The organism is Isoptericola jiangsuensis (assembly GCF_002563715.1).
In the GTDB taxonomy this organism is placed as follows: Bacteria; Actinomycetota; Actinomycetes; order Actinomycetales; family Cellulomonadaceae; genus Isoptericola; species Isoptericola jiangsuensis.
Genome location: NZ_PDJJ01000001.1, coordinates 3979245 through 3997910, shown reverse-complemented (window position 1 = coordinate 3997910; position 18666 = coordinate 3979245). Strand labels below are relative to the sequence as shown.

The window sequence follows — 18666 nt, the reverse complement described above, 5'->3', positions numbered from 1 at the left end:
GTCGTGGTGCCCGGACCCCAGCGCACGGTCGCGCTCACGGGCGCTGCGCGCCCTGCGCTTCCCGTCTGACGACCGCGCGCAGGGGTCCGGGCACCACGCCCTGCGCGTCGGTCGACGAGGGGCCGGATCGGCAGCATGCTGCCGGTCCGGCCCTTTCGTGCCGGTATGCGCACCGTCGCGGTCGGCGGCGTGACGGATCCCACGGGCACCGGTTTGATCCCGCGCCGAATATGTATTCATACTGTTGCATAGGCGCGCCGCTTCTCGGACCCGGGAACCCACGGCGCACACCCCGAGACCCCTGGGAGAACGCCATGCGCACCCGCTACGCCCTGCCGCTGTCCGCGCTCGCCGTCGTCACGCTGCTGACCGGCTGCACCACCGCCTCGGAGGACCTCGGCTCGACGTCCACCGCGTCCGGTGCCGCCGAGGCCGAGGCGTTCGACCCGGCCTCCGTCGCCGAGGACCCGGAGCTCGCCGCGATGATGCCCGACGCCGTCGCCGAGGACGGCGTCCTCACCGTCGGCGCCGAGCTGACCTACGCGCCCGCCGAGTTCCTCGACGCCGACGGCAAGACCCCCGTCGGGTTCGACGTCGACATCGCCGCCGCCGTCGCCGCGACCCTCGGCCTCACCTCGCAGGTCGAGTCCTCCACGTTCGACGCGATCATCCCCGCCGTCGGCACCAAGTACGAGGTCGGCATCTCCGGCTTCACCATCGACGCCGAGCGCCTGAAGGTCGCGCACATGATCAGCTACTTCGACGCCGGCTCGCAGTTCGCCGTCCAGACGGGCAACCCCGAGGGCGTCGACACCGCCGACCTGTGCGGCACCACCATGGGCGTCCAGACCGGCACCGTGCAGCAGGGCGAGCTCGACGAGCTGTCCGCGCAGTGCGAGGCCGACGGCACCGAGGCCATCGAGGTCCTCCCGTACGACTCGCAGGCCGAGGTCACCACCAACCTCGTCGGCGGCAAGGTCCAGGGCATGTACGCCGACTCCCCGGTCACGGCCTACGCCGTCGAGCAGGCCGGCGGGTCCATCGAGACCCTCGGCGACATCACCGACGCCGCGCCGTACGGCGTCGTCGTCGCGCAGGACGACGACGAGCTCGCCGCCGCGATCCAGGCCGCCCTCCAGCAGCTCATGGACGACGGCACCCTCGCCCAGATCCTCGACACGTGGGGCAACGCCGAGGGCGCCCTGACCACCGCCGAGCTCGACCCGGGTCTCTGACATGGCCGCCGACACCACCGGACGCACGCTGCCCGAGCCCCTGCACGCCCGGCCCGTACCCCGGCCCGGCCGCTGGGTCTCCGGGGCGGTCGTCGCCGTGCTCGCCGCCATGGTCGCGCACGCGCTCGTCACCAACCCGAACTTCCGCTGGGACACCGTCTGGCTGTACCTGCGGGACGTCAACGTGGTCCGGGGTGTCGGCTGGACCCTCGTCCTCACCTTCGGGTCGATGGCGATCGCCGTCGTCCTCGCCATCCTGCTCGCCGTCATGCGGCGCAGCGACAACCCCGTCATGCGCTGGGTCTCGTGGACCTACATCTGGTTCTTCCGCGGCACCCCCATCTACACCCAGCTCGTCTTCTGGGGACTCATCTCCGTGCTCTACCCGCGGCTCAGCCTCGGCGTCCCCTTCGGTCCCGAGTTCTTCGTGTTCGACACCCGGGACGTCATCACGGCGTTCTGGGCCGCCCTCATCGGGCTCGCCCTCAACGAGGCCGCCTACCTCGCCGAGATCGTCCGCGCCGGCCTCGGGTCCGTCGACCCCGGCCAGTCCGAGGCCGCCCGCGCCCTCGGCATGAAGGAGAGCAAGATCCTGCGCCGCGTCGTCCTGCCGCAGGCGATGCGCGTCATCGTGCCCCCCACCGGCAACGAGACGATCTCCATGCTCAAGACGACGTCCCTCGTCGTCGCCGTGCCGTTCACGCTCGAGCTCACCTACGCCACGAGCGCCATCGGCACCCGCACGTTCCAGCCCATCCCGCTGCTCATCGTCGCGGCCCTGTGGTACCTGCTCATCACGTCCGTCCTCATGGTCGGCCAGCACTACCTCGAGCGGTACTACGGCCGCGGGTTCGACGGCGGCACCCACGCCGGACGCGGCGGACGCGGCGGACGCGGACCGCACGGTCGGCGCGGCGGCCGCCTCGGCCGCCAGGAGGCCATCCGCGCCGCCGGCACCACCCACGACGACCCCTTCGCGGAGGTGACCCCGTGAGCGAGACCCCCACCCCGACGTCGGGCACGGACCAGCCCATGGTGCAGGTGACCGGCGTCCACAAGGTGTTCGGCCACGGCGACGGCGCCGTCCACGTCCTGCGCGGCGTCGACCTGGAGGTGCCCCGCGGCACCGTCACCGTCGTCCTCGGCCCCTCCGGCTCCGGCAAGTCCACCCTGCTGCGCTGCCTCAACGAGCTCGAGCAGATCACCGCCGGCGAGGTCCGGATCGACGGCGAGCTCCTCGGCTACCGCCGCGACGACAAGAACGTCCTGCACCGCCTGCACCCGAAGAAGATCGCCGAGCAGCGCTCCCGCGTCGGCATGGTCTTCCAGCGGTTCCACCTGTTCGGCCACATGACCGCGCTGGAGAACGTCATGGAGGCCCCCGTGCAGGTCCGCGGGCTGTCCAGGGCGGCGGCCCGCGAACGCGCCCTCGAGCTCCTCGAGCGCGTCGGCCTCGCCGACCGCACCGACCACTACCCGGCGCAGCTCTCCGGCGGCCAGCAGCAGCGCGTCGCCATCGCCCGGGCGCTGGCCATGGACCCCGAGCTCATGCTGTTCGACGAGCCGACCTCCGCCCTCGACCCCGAGCTCGTCGGCGAGGTCCTCGCCGTCATGCAGGACCTCGCACGGTCCGGCATGACGATGGTCGTCGTCACCCACGAGATCGGGTTCGCCCGCGAGGTCGCCGACCACGTCGTCTTCATGGACGACGGCGTCGTCGTCGAGCAGGGCACCCCCGCCCAGGTGCTGGACGCACCGTCCGAGCCCCGCCTGAAGGACTTCCTCGCGCACGTCCTGTGACGGGTGAGGCCGTGAGGCGGTGTGCGGGTGGGGACCTGCGGTGCGCCGCCTCGCTCACGGGCCCCGGGGGGCCCTCCGCTACGGCTTGACGGCGGCGCACCGCAGGTCCCCACCCGCACACCTCGTTCGAACGGGCCCCAGGGGGCCCTCCGCTACGGCTTGACGGCGGCGCACCGCAGGTCCCCACCCGCACACCTCGTTCGAACGGGCCCTGGGGGGCCTCCGCTACGGCTTGGGAGCGGCGCACCGCAGGTCCCCACCCGCACACCTCGTTCGGACGTCCCCGCCCGTGTCGCGCCCTCCTGACGACACGACCGAGCAGGTCAGAGCTTCGCGCAGGCCCGACCCCAGTCGGTGTGGCCGATGGTGACCTTCTTCCAGATGTGCGCCGAGTAGCCCGAGTAGGTGGTGCGCGTCTTGGAGATGGAGCGCGTCATGCCGCTCGACCAGGTCACGGACGGGCCGGTGAGCCAGGTGTCGCCCCGGTAGCAGTCGTCGGACGAGGTGGGGATGCGGTAGATCCGCAGGAACCCGCTGACGGAGCCGTCGCCGGAGTACCGCCAGGAGCCGTAGATGCGGCCGCTGCTGGAGTAGACGCAGATCGTGCCGGGCCCGTGGGTGGTCGCGCACTGCGTGCCGCTGCCGATGGCGGTGGTGGCGACCCGGTCGGACCGGGTGAGGCCGCCGTCGAGGGTGCCGGCCAGGGTGCCGGCGGGGGTCTCGGGGCAGTCCTCGACCATGTCCACGCGGTGGGTGACGAGGTCGGCGGGGGCGCCCATCGCGGCGTTGTAGGCGGGGTCGACCTCGTCGACCACGGTCGCCTCGACGAGGGTGCAGCCGCGGGTGCGGGCGTCGGCCGCCCAGTCGGTGGCCTCCGCCTCCGCGCGCTCCTGCTGCGCCCACTCCTGCCAGGTGGCGTCGGAACTGCCGGGGGCGGGGACGCCGGGCAGGTTGTCGGCCGCGGCACCGGCCGGGGCGACCGTGCCGACCGCTGCGGCGGCGGCGAGCGCGGCCACCGCGAGTCCCGCCGCGAGCCGCTGTCCGAGGTTCCTGCGCATGCCGAGCTCCTCTTGTCGTCGGGGCCGCGGCGCCGCGGCACGGTGCCCCCGAGGGTAGCGAACGTATGGCTCGGGGCAACTGTCTCCCAGTACGGTGTAGCAGACCTGCCCCTGCCGGCAATGTCCCGGTGAAGGACCGAGAGGACGATCGTGGACGATGCCGAGGCGCGCCGGTTCCTGACGCGGCTGTGGGTCGACCACCACGAGGACGTGGTGCGTTTCGTGGCGCGGCGCGCCACGGCGGACCTCGTCGACGACGTCGTCTCGGAGACGTACCTGGTGGCCTGGCGGAGGGTGGACGACGTGCCGACGGACGCGCGACCGTGGTTGTTCGGGGTGGCGCGCAACGTGCTGGCCACCCAGGTCCGCACGCACGGGCGCTGGCGGGCGCTCGGGGTGCGCCTGGAGCAGCAGCCGACGGCGGAGCACCAGGGGACGGACGACGCCGCGGCGGAGCGCGCGGACCTGCGCCGCGCGTGGGAGCTGCTGGACCCGGCGGACCGGGAGGTCATCGCGCTGGTGGCGTGGGACGGCCTGTCGACCGTGCAGGCGGCGTCCGTGCTGGGCTGCCGTCCGTCGACGTTCTCGGTGCGGCTGACGCGGGCCCGCAAGCGGCTGCTCGCCTGGTCGGAGGTGCCGAGCGGGACGGCGGACGTGCTGCGCAACCTGCAGAAGGAGGCCCGATGAGGTCGCCCCTGATGGACCAGCTCTCGGGCCTGGACCCGGCCCGGCACGTCCGCGCGCCCGGCAGCACCGACGACGCGGCCCTGCACGACATCCTCGCGACCGAGCGGGCCGTGCGCGGGCGTCGCCGGACGCGGCCGGGCGTGGTGGCCGCGACGGCGGCGGGCGCGGCGGTCGCCGTCGGCGTCGCGGTGTCCCTCAGCTCGGTGCTGGGCGCCGCACCGGCGTACGCCACGTGGACGCCGGTGCCGGACGCCGTCGGCGACCCGGTCGCGACCGCCCTCGACGCGGCCTGCCCGACGTCGGCGACCGCGATCGTGGGCGACGGCGCGGACGCCACCGTCACCCAGGTGCCGCTGACGCCCGTGCTCGCGGAGACCCGCGGCGACTACACGTACGTCGTCCTGGCGGGCGACGACGCGGCGGGCGACTGCTTCGTCACCGCCGTCGACGACGGGCCCGCGGACGTGTACGCGTCCAGCAGCGTCGGCGCCGCCCTGCCGGAGCCCGCCGCGCGGGAGCTCGTCGTCGCGGTGAGCGGCACGGCCTCCTGGTCGACGGGCGACGACGCCGAGGGGGCGGTGACGTCCGCGTACGGCCGGGCCGGGGCCGACGTCGTCGAGGTCACGGCCGTGCTCGACGACGGCCGACAGGTCGCGGCGTCCGTCGACGGCGGCTGGTGGGCGCTGTGGGCGCCGGGCGACGACACGTTCGGCGACGACGTGCAGGTCACGTACGCCGACGGGACGACGGCGCAGGTCGCGCTGGTGCCGTGACGCGGCACCGCCCCGCGTCGCCGACCGGGTTCGGGGGCGCGGGGCGGCGGGTCGGCTCCTACTCGCCGTCCTCGCAGGCGAGGCCGTTGTTGTTGGGGTCGAGCCCGCCGCGGTAGCCGGGCTGACCGTTCTGGATGGGGGCGGCGCCGGCGCGGCGGGCGTCGTCACAGCTCCAGTAGAACCACTGGCCGTTCTGCGCCTGCTCCTGCTGCTCCTGCTGCTCCTGCTGCTGGGCGGCCTGGTCGTCGAGCTCCTGCTGGCGGGAGGTGAGCGACGCCTCCTGCTCGGCGACGGCGGTCTCCCGCTCCTTGAGGTCGTCCTCCCGCTCGTCGAGCGTGGTGGCGCGCTCGTCGAGCGCGGCGCGGTCGGCGTCGATCTTCTCCTGCTGGTCCGCGGCGGCGGCGACCTCGCGCTCCGCGTCGGCGACGGCCTGCCGGGCGTCCGACGTCTGCCCCATGGAGAACACGGCGCCGATGATGATGCCGAGGGCGAGGCACGCGGCGGCGACGCCGGCGACGACGCCGGTGGGCGTCCGCCGGCGGCGCGGTGGCGCGCCGTCGGCACGGGAGGCGGCGCGGGACTGCGGACGGTCCGGCGGGAGCGGCGCGGTGGACCGCTCCGTGGGGTGGGCGTCGCGCGGGGGCGCCGGGGGAGCGGGGGGCGGCGGGGGCGTCGGCAGGGGGGTGGCCGACGACCGCGCGGACACCGCGGACCGGGTGGGTCCGCTCGGGGGTGCCTGGACGGGCGACAGGATCGACGTGGCGGACGGGTCCGCGGGGTGCGGCGGTGCGGCCGCCCCGGTGAGGACCGTGGTGCGGGCGGCGGCGGGCTCGTCCTCGACCCAGTACTCCCAGCCGGGGGGTGCCGGCGGCCACGAGGGGTCGGGCGACCACCCGGCGTCGGGCCGGAATCCGGGGGGGACCTGCCAGCCTGGCGGGGGGTTGAAGCGCGCGGTCATCATTCTCCTTCGGCGGCGTGCGCGGTCCACTATGGCGGAAACCCTCCCCGAAGGTCCATGTCGGACGCCGCTGGTAGACCTGGGACATGTTCCTCCTCGGTGCGCACGACGACGCCGGCGGGCCGGTCGGCGGGCCGGGGGCCCGTCCGCGCCTGGTCTTCTCCGCGAGCGACCTCGTGGTCGCCGCCGAGTGCGAGCACGCCCTGCTGCGCCGCCTCGACGAGGTGCTCGGCCGCGTCCCGCCGGTGCCCCGCGCCCCGGACGAGATGCTGCGCCGCGCGGTCGACCTGGGGGCGGCCCACGAGCGGACGGTGCTGGACGGCCTCGTCGAGCGGTTCGGCGACGGTGTCGTGGAGCCGGAGCCCCCGGCCGGGACGGCCGTCCACGACCTGGTGGCCGCGCACGAGCGGACGCTCGCCGCGATGGCGGCCGGCGCCGACGTCGTCTCCCAGGGGACGCTGTTCGACGGGGGGTTCCTCGGCCGCGCCGACTTCCTCGTACGCGACGGCGTCGCAGGGGACGGGCGCCCCCGGTACGCGGTGTGGGACACCAAGCTGGCACGCCGCGAGAAGGTGCGGGCCGTGCTCCAGGTCGCGGCGTACGCGGAGCTGCTGCAGGAGGCTGGGGTGGACCCGACCGAGCACGTGCACCTCGTGCTCGGCACGGGGGAGCGGACGAACCACCTCCTCGCGGAGGTCCTGCCCGTGCTGCGCGCGCGGCGCGCGCGGCTGCTCGACCTCGTGGACCGGCACGTCGAGGCGGGCGAGCCCGTGGCGTGGGACGCGCCCGGCCACCGCGCCTGCCAGCGCCTCGGCGCCTGCCCGGACTGCGCGGCCGCGGCCGAGGCCCACGCGGACGTCCTGCTGGTCGCGGGCGTGTACGGCCCGCAGCGCGCCCGCCTGGCCGAGGCGGGGATCACCACGATGAAGGAGCTCGCCGACGCCACCGAGGCACCGGCCGGGATCGGTCCCGACCGGTTCGCGGGGCTGCGGCGCCAGGCCGGGCTCCAGCTCGGCACCGACCCGGGCGACGGCGCGGTCGTCGTCGACGGGGACGACGGACCCACCGAGCTGCGCTGGGCGCTCACCGACCCGCGCGCCGTCGAACGCCTCCCCGCGCCCAGCGAGGGCGACGTCTTCTTCGACTTCGAGGGCGACCCCCTGTGGGTGCCGCCGGGCGACGTCGGCCCCGCCGTCTCCGGCATCGACTACCTGTTCGGCTGGGTCACGCGCGACCTCGACGCCGAGGGCCGCCCCACCTTCCACAGCCTGTGGGCGGACACGATGACCGAGGAGGCCGCCGCGCTGGTCACGTTCGTCGACCAGATGGCCGAGCGGCGGCGCCGCTGGCCCGACATGCACATCTACCACTACGCCGCGTACGAGCGCACCCACCTGCTCTCCATCGCGGCCCGGCACGGCGTCCACGAGGAGGAGGTCGACGAGCTCCTGCGCTCCGGCGTCCTCGTCGACCTCTACGCGACCGTCCGGACGGGCCTGCGGATCTCGCACCGCTCCCGCTCCATCAAGAAGCTCGAACCGCTCTACATGGGCGACGAGGCGGCGCGCGCCGGCGTCACCGACGCCGCGACGTCCGTCGTCGAGTACGCCGAGTACGTCGACCTCCTGGCCGCCGGGGACGACGAGGCCGCCGCCCGCCACCGGACCCAGATCCTCGACTACAACCGGTACGACTGCCTGTCCACCCTGCGCCTGCTCGACTGGCTGCGCGCCGCCCACGACACCGTCGTCGGCCCCGTCGAGGTCGCCGTCGCCGCACCGCTCGAGGTCACCGTGGTGCCGCCGCCCGACGAACGAGCCGCGCTCGAGGCGCGCGTGCGCGAGGTCGTCGAGCACGAGCACCCGCACACCCCCGCCGACCGTGCCGCCGTCCGCGCCCTGAGCCTCCTGGGCGCCGCCGTCGGCTACCACCGCCGCGAGAACAAGGCCTACTGGCAGGCGCACTACGCGCGCCTCGAGCTGCCCCCCGAGGAGTGGCCCGGCCGGCGGTCGTCCGCCGCCCTCGAACCCGGCCGCGTCCTGCGGGACTGGGAGGTCGAACCCGGCAAGCGCACCCCCTCCCGCGTCCTCGAGGTCCGGGCCCCCGCCGTCGAAGGGTCCGAGCTGCGCCCCGGCGTCCGGACCTACCTGCTCTACGAGGCCCCCGGCCCGCCCGTCATCGGGGAGATCGGCCCACGCGCCGTCCGCGGCGCCCACAACAAGGTCACCGTCACCGACGTCCGCCGCGAGACCCACGGCGGCCGCGACGTCGACGTCCTCACCCTGCGCGAGGCCGTCGGCGCGAAGGACGAACCCCACCACCAGCTCCCCTCCGGCATCACCGTCGACGGGTTCGTCCCCGCCGACCCGCAGCAGCGCGCCACCGCCGAGGCCGCCGAGACCGCCCTCACCGCCTGGCGGACCGCCACCGCCGCCGGGGTCCCACCCGCCGAACGGCTCCCCGCCGGTCCCATGACCGACCTCCTCCAGCGCCGCGACCCCCGCGTCCGCGGCGGACTCCCCGTCCCCACCACCGGCCCCGACGGCGAACCCGACCTCGTCGCCGCCGTCCAGGACGCCGTCCGCCGCCTCGACCGGTCCTACCTCGCCGTCCAGGGCCCACCCGGCACCGGCAAGACCTACCTCGCGTCCGACGTCGTCGCCGCCCTCGTCGCCGACGGCTGGCGCGTCGGCGTCGTCGCGCAGTCCCACGCCGTCGTCGAGAACCTCCTCCACGGCCTGATCGCCGCCGGGACACCCGCCGACCGGATCGCCAAGAAGGGCGGCAGCAGCCCCGACGACGTCCCCTGGCAGGTCGTCACCGCCGACGCCCTCGCCGCGTTCGCCGACACCGCCCAGGACGAAGCCCACGGCTGCGTCGTCGGCGGCACCGCCTGGGACTTCGCCCACGACCGCTGGCCCGCCGCCGGCCTCGACCTCCTCGTCATCGACGAGGCCGGACAGTTCTCCGTCGCCAACACCGTCGCCGTCGCACGCGCCGCGCAGCGCCTCCTCCTGCTCGGCGACCCCCAACAGCTCCCCCAGGTCTCCCAGGGCACCCACCCCGACCCGGCCGTCGCCGGCTCCGCCCTCGGCTGGCTCGCCGACGGCCACGAGACCCTCCCGACCGCCCTCGGCTACTTCCTGCCCGCCTCCCGACGCATGCACCCCGCCCTCTGCGCCGCCGTGTCCGACCTCGCCTACTCCGGACGCCTCCACGCCCACCCCACCGCCGCCGGACGCCACCTCGACGGCATCGCCCCCGGCGTCCACGAGATCCTCGTCGAGCACACCGGCCGCGCCGTCTCCTCCACCGAGGAGGCCGCCGAGGTCGTCGCCCAGGTCCGAGCCGTCCTCGGCCGCCCCTGGACCCCCGGACCCGGCGCCCACCCCCGACCCCTCGGACCACGCGACGTCATCGTCGTCGCCGCCTACAACGCGCAGGTCTGGGCTGTGCGCCGCGCCCTCGCCGCCGCCGGGCTCGCCGACGTCCCCGTCGGCACCGTCGACCGCTTCCAAGGGCAGGAAGCACCCGTCGCGATCCTCACCATGGCCGCGTCCTCCCCGCAGGACGTCCCGCGCGGCATGGCGTTCCTCCTCGACCGTCACCGCCTCAACGTCGCGGTCTCCCGCGGCAAGTGGTGCGCCGTCGTCGTCCGCTCACCGCACCTCACCGACTACCTGCCGACCTCCGTCGCGGACCTCCACCAGCTCGGCGCGTTCCACGCCCTGCTCACCCGCCCGCCCGTCATCACCCCGTAGGGGTCGCGTCGTCGGGTTCCGGTCGGTCGCGCTGTCGGGCTCCGGTCGGTGGAGGGGGGTCGCGCGTCGTCGCGTTCACGGGCCCCAGGGGGCCCTCCACTTCGGGTCTGACGACGACGCGCGACCCCCTCCACCGACCTTCGACGCCGAGTCAGCGCACTTCCCCGCGAGTCAGCGCTGGGTCTCGTGAGTCAGCGCACGATGGCGTCAGCCAGCGCTCATCCCCGCGAGTCAGCGCACGATGGCGTCAGTCAGCGCGGGATCTCGCCAGTCAGCGCGGGATCCCGCCAGTCAGCGCACGATGGCGCCAGTCAGCGCGGGATCCCGCCAGTCAGCGCTCATCGACGTGAGTCAGCGCTGACTCCGGGGGTCGGCGACGGTCAGAAGCCGCCGAAGTCGCCGCCGCCGAAGTCGCCTCCGAAGTCTCCGCCGCCGTCACCGCCGAAGAAGCCGCCGAACAGGCTGTCGTCAGTGCCGGCGCCTGCGTCCGCTGCTCCGACGTCACCACCGACGTCCGCGCCCGCGTCCGCGGCGCCCGGATCCTCGGCGCCGGGGTCACCCTCACCGGCGGCCGCGGCGTCGTCCTCCGCCACGGGGGTCGTCGGGTCGCCGAACGCGGGACCGAACAGCATGTTCGCGACGGCGGAGCCGATGACGACACCCGCGACCGTCCCGAGCAGGCTCGACCCGACCATGGCACCGAAGCCGGGCGCTCCGCCCGGGCCGCCGCGGAAGGTGCGCTCCAGCGTGCCGGGGCTGCGCATCTCGGCGCGGGTCGCCATGCGGGCGAGCGACTGCGGGTCGTCCGACGTCGCGCGCTCCGCCGGCGGCACGGTGGCGCCGAGGTCGGCCAGGACCTTACGGCGCTGCTCGGGCGTGAGCTGGGCGAAGGCCTCGGCGTGCGCCTGCTCGACGGCGTCCGGCGGCGCGGTGCGCAGCAGGTAGCGGTAGCGGTCGATCGCCACGTCGTCGGGGTCGCGGGGCGCCGCCGGAGCAGGCGCGCCCTGCTGCCACCGCGGAGCCTGCGTCGGCGACGAGTAGCCGCGAGGGACGGAGCCGCCCGTCATGCCGGGCACGGACGGGTGGCGGTCGTCGGACCTGCCGAGGAGTCGGTCGAGGAATCCCATGACTGTTCAACGGCCGGGTGCTCGACCGCGTTCCCGGGCGGTCGAGCACCCGGCGCAGCAACGACGACGGCCCGCACCCCCCGCCGAGTGGCGGAGGGCGCGGGCCGTGCGTGGCTCGGTGGACGTCACCTCAGGGGTGACGTCGGAGGAGCGTCAGAGAGGGCGAACGTTCTCCGCCTGCGGGCCCTTCGGGCCCTGGGTGACGTCGAACTCGACCTTCTGCTCCTCCTCCAGGGTGCGGTAGCCCTGGGACTGGATGGCGGAGAAGTGGACGAACACGTCAGCGGTGCCGTCCTCGGGGGCGATGAAGCCGTAGCCCTTCTCGCTGTTGAACCACTTCACGGTTCCGGTGGCCATGGGTACTCCTTCAAGAGGTGGCGCCTCCGCCCGTCGGAGGCGCGCATCACGGTGTTCGTCGTCAAACTCTTGAGGGTCCAAGGTCCGCCGACTGGCGGCGTCAATCCTGACGACGCCACCTCGCCGACGCAGGACGGGGGTCCGTCCGGTACGAGCAACACACTGCAACGACCACCACGGTACGCGAGCGCGGGACGTCGCACCAGCACGGACGGCCGAATGTCGGGACGAAAAGCCGGGTATCACCCGTCGCCGGTGGTGTCGTGGATCTCCTTGGCCCTCCGCGGGGAGCCGTGGCGGGACGGGACGGCGTCGTCACGGGCGACGCCGTCCCGCGTGCGACGTGGCCTCGGGACGGCGGTGCCCGATCGTCCGGGCGCGTCGACAGGCGGAGGCCGGCGCGCGGTGGGTGGTGCGGCGCTGGTCGCCCGCGGGAGCGCGGGTCACGCCACCCTCCGGAGCCCCGATCGGGGGCGACGTCCCGGCCGCGACGCCGTCCGGCCGCGTGCCGGCGGGGGCTCGTCACCTCCCGGCCCGGCGAGATGCGTGGCCCGCGACGATCGCGCGGAAGCGACTCCCACCGGACCCGTAGGCCCGGGTGGGGCCCTGCCCGCGCGGGCGTTCGCGGCGGCGGAACCGCTGGAACGCCTGGTCAGGGGGGTGCGCCACGCGCGGTGCACCGGAGCCGCCGGGTCGGCCGACGTGGCCCGGCCGGTCCGACGACGGACGGCGGCGAGCACCGCACGGCGCGGGCCGGACGACGGGACCCGAGCCACGAGCGCGCCGCCGGGACGCGGGCGCGAGGGCTGCGGGTGCGGGGCTCTGCGCCGCCTCGCGGGCCGCGGTCGCGCGGGAGCCTCGACGACGTCGGGGTCGCCCGGCGGGGTGCCCGCCCGTCGGGCGTGGCGCGTCCGCAACCCCGCGGGGTGACCCCCGGTGGCCGGGACCGTGCGGTCCGGAGGATCGGCGCTCGCGCTCCTCGCACCCGGCCACCCGCCAGGAGGTGACGATGCCGCTCGCTCCTGACAGATCCGGCGAGAGTGACGTGAACGACGTGTGACGTGGATAACAGGTTCGTCACGATCTGGGCCAGGAGGCCGCTGCGTCACATCCACGTCACACAACCGGGCTACGTTCAGCGCCACTACATGCGGCATTGAGTGCCGTGCAGGTCACGACCCCGAAGGGGAAACACATGATTCGACGCATGACGGCCGCGAAGGGCATCGCCCTCGCCGCGGTCCTCGGCCTGGGCCTCACCGCCTGCGCCTCCGACGACCCCGCCGAGGAAACGACCACGGAGGCCACCGGCGCCGCCGAGGGTGGCGACGCGGAGCCGCTGACCATCGGCACGATCCTCCCGGTGACCGGCACCCTGGCGTTCCTCGGCCCGCCCGAGATCGCCGGTGTCGGCCTCGCCGTCTCGGACATCAACGAGGCCGGGGGTGTGCTCGGCAACGACGTCTCCATCGAGTGGGGCGACTCCGGCGACACCACCGACACCTCGGTGGCGAGCTCGACCGCGACCGACCTCATCGGCAAGGGCGTCTCCGCCGTCATCGGCGCGGCTTCGTCGGGCGTCTCGCTCGCCGTCGTCGACACGTTCGCCGAGGCCGGGGTCATGCAGATCTCGCCCGCGAACACCGCGGCAGACCTGTCGGGCTACGGTCCGTTCTTCGCCCGCACCGCCCCGCCGGACACCGTCCAGGGCGCGGCCCTCGGCTCGCTCGTCCTCGACGGCGGCCACACCAAGGTCGCGATGATCGTGCAGAACGAGGCCTACGGCACCGGCCTGCGCGACCACACGGCAGCGGCCATCGAGGCCGGCGGCGGCGAGGTCGTGTACGGCGCCAACGGTGGCGGCCAGGAGTTCCCCCCGGGTGAGACGAACTTCGGTTCGCAGGTCACCGCGGCGCTGGCCGCCGAGCCGGACGCGATCGTCATCATCGCGTTCGAGGAGACGGTCGCGATCGTCAACGAGCTCGTCGCGCAGGGCTGGGACTTCGACGGCACCACGTACTTCTGCGACGGCAACCTGTCCAACTACGGCGACCAGTTCGACCCGGGCACCCTCGAGGGTGTCCAGGGCACCCTGCCGGGCGCCCAGGCGGACGACTCGTTCAAGGAGCTGCTGAACGGCTGGTACTCCGAGAACGAGAACGGCGAGCTGTCCGACTACTCGTACTCCGCGGAGTCGTACGACGCCACCATGCTCGCCGCGCTCGCCGCGGTGAAGGGCGGCGCCACCGACGGCACCACGATCTCGGAGAACATCGCGGCGGTCTCCGGCGCGAACGGCGGCACCGAGGTCACGTCCTTCGCGGACGGCGTCGCGGCCATCGAGGCGGGCGAGGACATCACCTACGTCGGCCCGTCCGGCATCGGCCCGCTGAACGAGCAGAACGACCCGTCCTCGGCGTACATCGGCATCTACGAGTACGGCGGCGACAACACGTACACCTACTCGAAGCAGATCGAGGGCACGACCGAGTGATCGCCTGATCGTCTCGGTTCGTCCTGACGGCGGCCCGGTCACCCCTGTGGTGGCCGGGCCGCCGGCGTCTCACGGCGCGGGTCCCCGGTCCGCGAGTCAGCGCAGCTCACGGCGAGTCAGCGCGGGCGTTCGTGAGTCAGCGCGAACTTTCTTCACTCAGCGCGAACTCCCGCGAGTCAGCGTTCGGAGCCGCGACTCAGCGCAACCCGTGGCGAATCCGCCACCAGCGGAGATCCGGTCGGTCCGACGGCGCGGTGCCGGTCCGCGGCTGTCCACAGGTGCTGTGCATCACCAGTGCACGACGACGGTCGTCCCGGGAGCCTGACGTCGGCGGCACGCTCGGGACATGGCTGAAGCACTGCACGCCCCCGCGATCCGTCGGATCAGCACGATCCTCGCCGACCTGCGGGAGCCGGGCTCCCCGCTCGCAGGGATGCACACCGCCGAGCTGCGTCCGCCGTCCCTGCCGGTCCCCGTGGACACGGCCCGCGCCGACCCGCGCCACGTCGCCGAGCGGCTCTCGACGGGGAACCTGCGAGAGGTGCGGCCGGGCGTCCTCCTGCCCTCCGCGGCCGACGGCGAACCGGGTCACGACGACACCCTCCTCGCCGAGGCGCGCGGCGTCCTCGCCGCGTCCCGGAGCCGGCTGTGGTTCAGCCACGCGACCGCCGCGCGGCTCCTCGGGGCCTGGACGTACGGCACGCCGTGCCTGGTCGACGTCACCCACACGTTCAACCCGCACGTCGCCCGCTCCCGCGAGCCGCTCGTGCGGCGACACGTCACCACGTTGCGGCCCCAGGAGCGCACGACCGTCCACGGCGTCCCCGTGACGTCCCCCGAGCGGACGCTGGTCGACTGCCTGCGCACCCTGCAGCCCGCCGGGGCGCTCGTCGTCGCCGACTCCCTGTTCCGGCTCGGTGCCGAACCGGCCGAGGTGTCGCGCATCATGTCGGCGTCCGCGGGCAAGCGCGGCATGCTCCAGGCGCGGCGGCTGCTCGACCTGTGCGACCCGCGGTCCGGGTCCCCGGGCGAGACGGTCGTGCGCCTCGTCGCCGTCGACGACGGCCTGCCGCGTCCCGCGTGCCAGCTCCCCGTCGTGACGTCGTCGGGCACCTGGTACCTCGATCTCGGCTGGCCCGACGTCGGGCTCGGCGTCGAGTTCGACGGTGCGGTGAAGTACGACGGCCGCTTCGGCCTCCCGGACGTCGTGCGCCGTCGTCAGGAGCGTCGGCAGGCCGCCCTCGTCGACGCGGGGTTCGAGATCGTGCGGGTCGGCTGGCCCGACCTTGCCGACCCGTCAGCGCTCGGCCTCACCCTGCGCGAGGCGTACGGTGCGTGCTCCCGCTCCCGGCGTGCCGCCCTCGGGCGGCCGGCCGCCCTGGCTGCGATCGGCACTCGCTGACCCTGCTCGATGCCCCGAGTCGCAGAATCCTGCGCTGACTCGCGCAGCGGTGCGCTGACTCGCGCTGGACTGTGCTGACTCGCGCGGGCCTGCGCTGGGTCGCGCAGCGGTGCGCTGACTCGCGCTGGACTGTGCTGACTCGCGCGGGCCTGCGCTGGGTCGCGCTGGACTGCGCTGAGTCGCGCGGCGGTGCGCTGACTCGCGGGGGCCACGGGGCCTTACACGTCGACGGCCGGCACTCGGGGGGAGTGCCGGCCGTCGGGCTGCGCTGACTCGCGCGGACCTGCGCTGACTCGTCAGGCCTCGGTGGGCGAGGCGTCGCGATCGGCCTGCTCGACGTCCTCGGCGAGGGTGCCGAGGTAGAGCGAGATGACCTTGGGGTCGGACTGGAGCTCGCGCCCCGTGCCGGTGTACGCGTCCTTGCCCTGGTCGAGGACGTAGCCGCGGTCGCAGATCTGCAGGCAGCGGCGGGCGTTCTGCTCGACCATGATGACCGAGACGCCGGCCTTGTTGATCATGCGGGTCCGCAGGAACGTCTCGTCCTGGCGGACGGGGGAGAGCCCGGCGGACGGCTCGTCGAGGAGCAGCACGGACGGGTTCATCATGAGGGCGCGGGCCATGGCGACCATCTGCCGCTCGCCGCCGGACATGGCGCCGGCGCGCTGGTTGCGGCGGTCGTGGAGCACGGGGAACAGGTCCCCGATGAACTTCCAGCGGTCCTCGAACACCTTGGGCCGCAGGAACGTCCCCATGCGCATGTTCTCCTCGACGGTGAGCGAGGGGAACACGTTGTTCGTCTGGGGCACGAACCCGACGCCGCGGGCGACGAGCTGGTTGGCCTTCATGTTGGTGATGTCCCGGCCCTCGAGCGTGACCGTGCCGGCGTGCACCTTGACGAGGCCGAACAGGGCCTTGAGGAGCGTCGACTTGCCGGCGCCGTTGGGGCCGATGATGCCGACGAGCTCGCCCTTGGCGACCTCGAGCGAGCACCCGTTGAGGATGTTCACGCCGGGCAGGTAGCCGGCGACGAGGTTGTCCGCGTGCAGGAGCAGGTCCTTGCGCGGGGTGGACGACGCCGTCTTCTCGACGGTGGCGGTGTCGGTCATCGCTTCTCCTCCTCGGCCTCGAGCCGGGCGAGCACCTCGGGGTCGAGGAGCGAGTCGTCCCCGAGGTCGGTGTCGTGGTGGGCGCCGAGGTAGGCGTCGACCACGGCCTGGTCCTTCATGACGGTGCCGGGCGGTCCCTCGGCGACGATCCGGCCCTCGGCCATGACGACGACCCAGTCGGAGATGTGTCGGACGGCGTGCATGTCGTGCTCGACGAAGAGCACGGTCATGCCCTCGTCGCGCAGCGCCTGGACGTGCCCGAGCAGGGACTGCACGAGGGCGGGGTTCACGCCGGCCATCGGCTCGTCGAGCATGATGATCTTCGGGTCGGTCATGAGCGCGCGCGCCATCTCGAGGAGCTTGCGCTGGCCGCCCGAGAGGGAGCCGGCGTAGTCCTGCGCCTTGGTGTCGAGCTTGAACCGGGCGAGGATCTCCATGGCCTTGGCGGTGGCCTCGGCCTCGTGCTTCTTCCACAGGAACGGCAGCCAGGACAGCATGAACCGTTCGCCGGGGTTGCCGGGCGAGGCGAGGAGCATGTTCTGCAGCACGGTGAGGCGCGACAGCGCCTTGGTGAGCTGGAACGTGCGGACCATGCCGGACTTCGCGACGGACGCGGCGCTCTTGCCGGACAGGGACCGGCCCTCGAAGCTCCACTGTCCCGCGTTGGGGGCGTCGAAGCCGGTGAGGAGGTTGAAGAACGTCGTCTTGCCGGCGCCGTTGGGGCCGATGAGCGCCGTGATGACGCCCTTCTGGACCTCGAGGTGCTCGACGTCGACGGCGGTCATGCCGCCGAAGCGGCGCACGATGCCGTCGGCGACGATGATCGGTTCGGGCTTCGCGGCCCCGGGGACGTGCTCGACGTCCTGGAGCGCGGGGGTCACGGCGAGGGTGGTCGTGTCATCGGACATTGAACGCCAGCTCCTTCTTGTTCCCGAGGATGCCCTGCGGCCTGAAGATCACGAGGACCATGAGGGTGATGCCGACGAGCATGCCGCCGATCTGCTCCACGTTGGTGGTGGAGATGACCTCGCCGACGGGCGTGTTCTCCGCGAGGGCACGCATGCCGGTGCGCATGAACATGTAGGCGGCGAAGAAGATCATCGACCCGAGGACGGGCCCGAACACGGTGGCGGCGCCACCGAGCAGGAGGACCGTCCACACGAAGAACGTCATGGTGCGCCCCATGGAGTCCGGCGCGATGGCGGACGGCAGGGCGAACACCACGCCGCCGAGGGCACCGATGGCACCGCCGATGACGAGCGCCTGCAGCTTGTACGAGTAGACGTTCTTGCCGAGGGCGCGGACGGCGTCCTCGTCCTCGCGGATGCCCTTGAGGACGCGTCCCCAGGGGCTGCGGGTGATGAGCCACACGAACAGCAGGACGAGCGCGACGACGCCCCACGCGAAGATGCGGGTCCACCACGAGTCGGAGCCGGTGTTGATGTACTCGAACGGACCGAGGGCGAACCGGCCCTCGGGCAGCGGCGACAGGGTCTGGAACGCGTCCTTGTAGTCACGTCCCTGGAGCCCGGAGGCGCCGCCGGTCCACTCCTGCCAGATGGTGGAGCGGCCGAACCAGCGAATGATCTCCGCGGCGGAGATCGTGACGATCGCGAGGTAGTCGCCGCGCAGCTGCAGCGTGGGCAGTCCGAGCAGGAGGCCGAACAGCACGCCGGCGGCGATCGCGACGAGCAGGCCGAGCCAGAACGGCCCGCCCGCGATGACGGTGATGCCGAACCCGTAGGCGCCGAGCAGCATGAAGCCCGCCTGGCCCATGTTGAGCAGGCCCGTGTACCCGAAGTGCAGGTTGAGGCCGATCGCGGCGAGAGCGTAGGCGGCGGTCGCGGGGGCGAGCAGCTCGCCGACGGACTGGGTGAGGATGCGGAGGAACTCTTCCATGATGTGTCT

Annotated in this window: 15 protein-coding genes; 8 read left to right on the top strand and 7 right to left on the bottom strand. The window is 73.8% G+C overall.

The features are described 5' to 3' along the window. Positions 1–314 precede the first annotated feature (314 nt). The 3 genes from ATJ88_RS17780 to ATJ88_RS17770 are packed head-to-tail and all read left to right on the top strand — an operon-like array spanning position 315 to position 3035. Positions 315–1235 (top strand): ABC transporter substrate-binding protein, encoded by a 921-nt coding sequence (locus ATJ88_RS17780; RefSeq protein WP_098464982.1) that lies wholly within the window; start codon positions 315–317, stop codon positions 1233–1235. 1 nt (position 1236) lies between these two features. Next, positions 1237–2229 (top strand): amino acid ABC transporter permease, encoded by a 993-nt coding sequence (locus ATJ88_RS17775; RefSeq protein ID WP_098464981.1) that lies wholly within the window; start codon positions 1237–1239, stop codon positions 2227–2229. A 38-nt stretch (positions 2230–2267) separates the two neighbouring features. After that, the gene (locus ATJ88_RS17770; RefSeq protein ID WP_098465464.1) at positions 2268–3035 is read left to right on the top strand and encodes an amino acid ABC transporter ATP-binding protein; all 768 of its coding nucleotides are present in this window, start codon (positions 2268–2270) and stop codon (positions 3033–3035) included. Between the two features lie 323 nt (positions 3036–3358). On the opposite strand, the gene ATJ88_RS17765 is transcribed toward ATJ88_RS17770, so the two are convergent. Continuing rightward, positions 3359–4093, bottom strand: a complete 735-nt coding sequence (locus ATJ88_RS17765; RefSeq protein ID WP_098464980.1) for a hypothetical protein — start codon at positions 4091–4093, stop codon at positions 3359–3361. A 150-nt stretch (positions 4094–4243) separates the two neighbouring features. Here ATJ88_RS17765 and ATJ88_RS17760 point away from each other — a divergent pair, with 150 nt between their 5' ends. After that, positions 4244–4780 (top strand): RNA polymerase sigma factor, encoded by a 537-nt coding sequence (locus ATJ88_RS17760; protein WP_170023701.1) that lies wholly within the window; start codon positions 4244–4246, stop codon positions 4778–4780. Further along, on the top strand, positions 4777–5553 hold the full coding sequence (locus ATJ88_RS18470) for a hypothetical protein (protein WP_170023699.1): 777 nt from the start codon (positions 4777–4779) through the stop codon (positions 5551–5553). The genes ATJ88_RS17760 and ATJ88_RS18470 overlap by 4 nt, the downstream gene beginning before the upstream one ends. A 58-nt stretch (positions 5554–5611) precedes the next feature. On the opposite strand, the gene ATJ88_RS19085 is transcribed toward ATJ88_RS18470, so the two are convergent. Next, positions 5612–6511, bottom strand: a complete 900-nt coding sequence (locus ATJ88_RS19085) for an excalibur calcium-binding domain-containing protein (RefSeq protein ID WP_141538729.1) — start codon at positions 6509–6511, stop codon at positions 5612–5614. 86 nt (positions 6512–6597) lie between these two features. Between ATJ88_RS19085 and ATJ88_RS17745 the strand changes: the two genes are divergently transcribed. Then, positions 6598–10272, top strand: a complete 3675-nt coding sequence (locus ATJ88_RS17745) for a TM0106 family RecB-like putative nuclease (protein WP_098464976.1) — start codon at positions 6598–6600, stop codon at positions 10270–10272. A 380-nt stretch (positions 10273–10652) separates the two neighbouring features. Here the strand turns inward: ATJ88_RS17745 and ATJ88_RS17740 are convergent, their stop codons facing one another. Both ATJ88_RS17740 and cspE read right to left on the bottom strand, forming a co-directional pair. Further along, on the bottom strand, positions 10653–11399 hold the full coding sequence (locus ATJ88_RS17740; protein WP_098464975.1) for a hypothetical protein: 747 nt from the start codon (positions 11397–11399) through the stop codon (positions 10653–10655). 153 nt (positions 11400–11552) lie between these two features. Further along, the gene (cspE, locus tag ATJ88_RS17735) at positions 11553–11756 is read right to left on the bottom strand and encodes a transcription antiterminator/RNA stability regulator CspE (protein ID WP_098464974.1); all 204 of its coding nucleotides are present in this window, start codon (positions 11754–11756) and stop codon (positions 11553–11555) included. A gap of 1195 nt (positions 11757–12951) precedes the next feature. Here cspE and ATJ88_RS17730 point away from each other — a divergent pair. Further along, positions 12952–14250 carry an ABC transporter substrate-binding protein gene (locus ATJ88_RS17730; RefSeq protein ID WP_098464973.1) on the top strand — a complete coding sequence of 433 codons (1299 nt, stop codon included), beginning with the start codon at positions 12952–12954 and terminating at the stop codon, positions 14248–14250. 346 nt (positions 14251–14596) lie between these two features. Then, a complete protein-coding gene (locus tag ATJ88_RS17725; protein ID WP_098464972.1) occupies positions 14597–15652 on the top strand; it encodes a hypothetical protein in 1056 nt (351 codons plus the stop codon). Positions 15653–15948: 296 nt separating this feature from the next. Here the strand turns inward: ATJ88_RS17725 and ATJ88_RS17720 are convergent, their stop codons facing one another. The 3 genes from ATJ88_RS17720 to ATJ88_RS17710 are packed head-to-tail and all read right to left on the bottom strand — an operon-like array spanning position 15949 to position 18657. Beyond that, positions 15949–16758 (bottom strand): ABC transporter ATP-binding protein, encoded by an 810-nt coding sequence (locus ATJ88_RS17720; RefSeq protein ID WP_098464971.1) that lies wholly within the window; start codon positions 16756–16758, stop codon positions 15949–15951. Then, positions 16755–17666: an ABC transporter ATP-binding protein gene (locus ATJ88_RS17715; RefSeq protein WP_098464970.1), complete on the bottom strand. Its 912-nt coding sequence runs from the start codon at positions 17664–17666 to the stop codon at positions 16755–16757. Before ATJ88_RS17715 ends, ATJ88_RS17720 begins: the two co-directional genes overlap by 4 nt. Continuing rightward, a complete protein-coding gene (locus ATJ88_RS17710; RefSeq protein WP_098464969.1) occupies positions 17656–18657 on the bottom strand; it encodes a branched-chain amino acid ABC transporter permease in 1002 nt (333 codons plus the stop codon). Before ATJ88_RS17710 ends, ATJ88_RS17715 begins: the two co-directional genes overlap by 11 nt. Between the last annotated feature and the right edge of the window lie 9 nt (positions 18658–18666).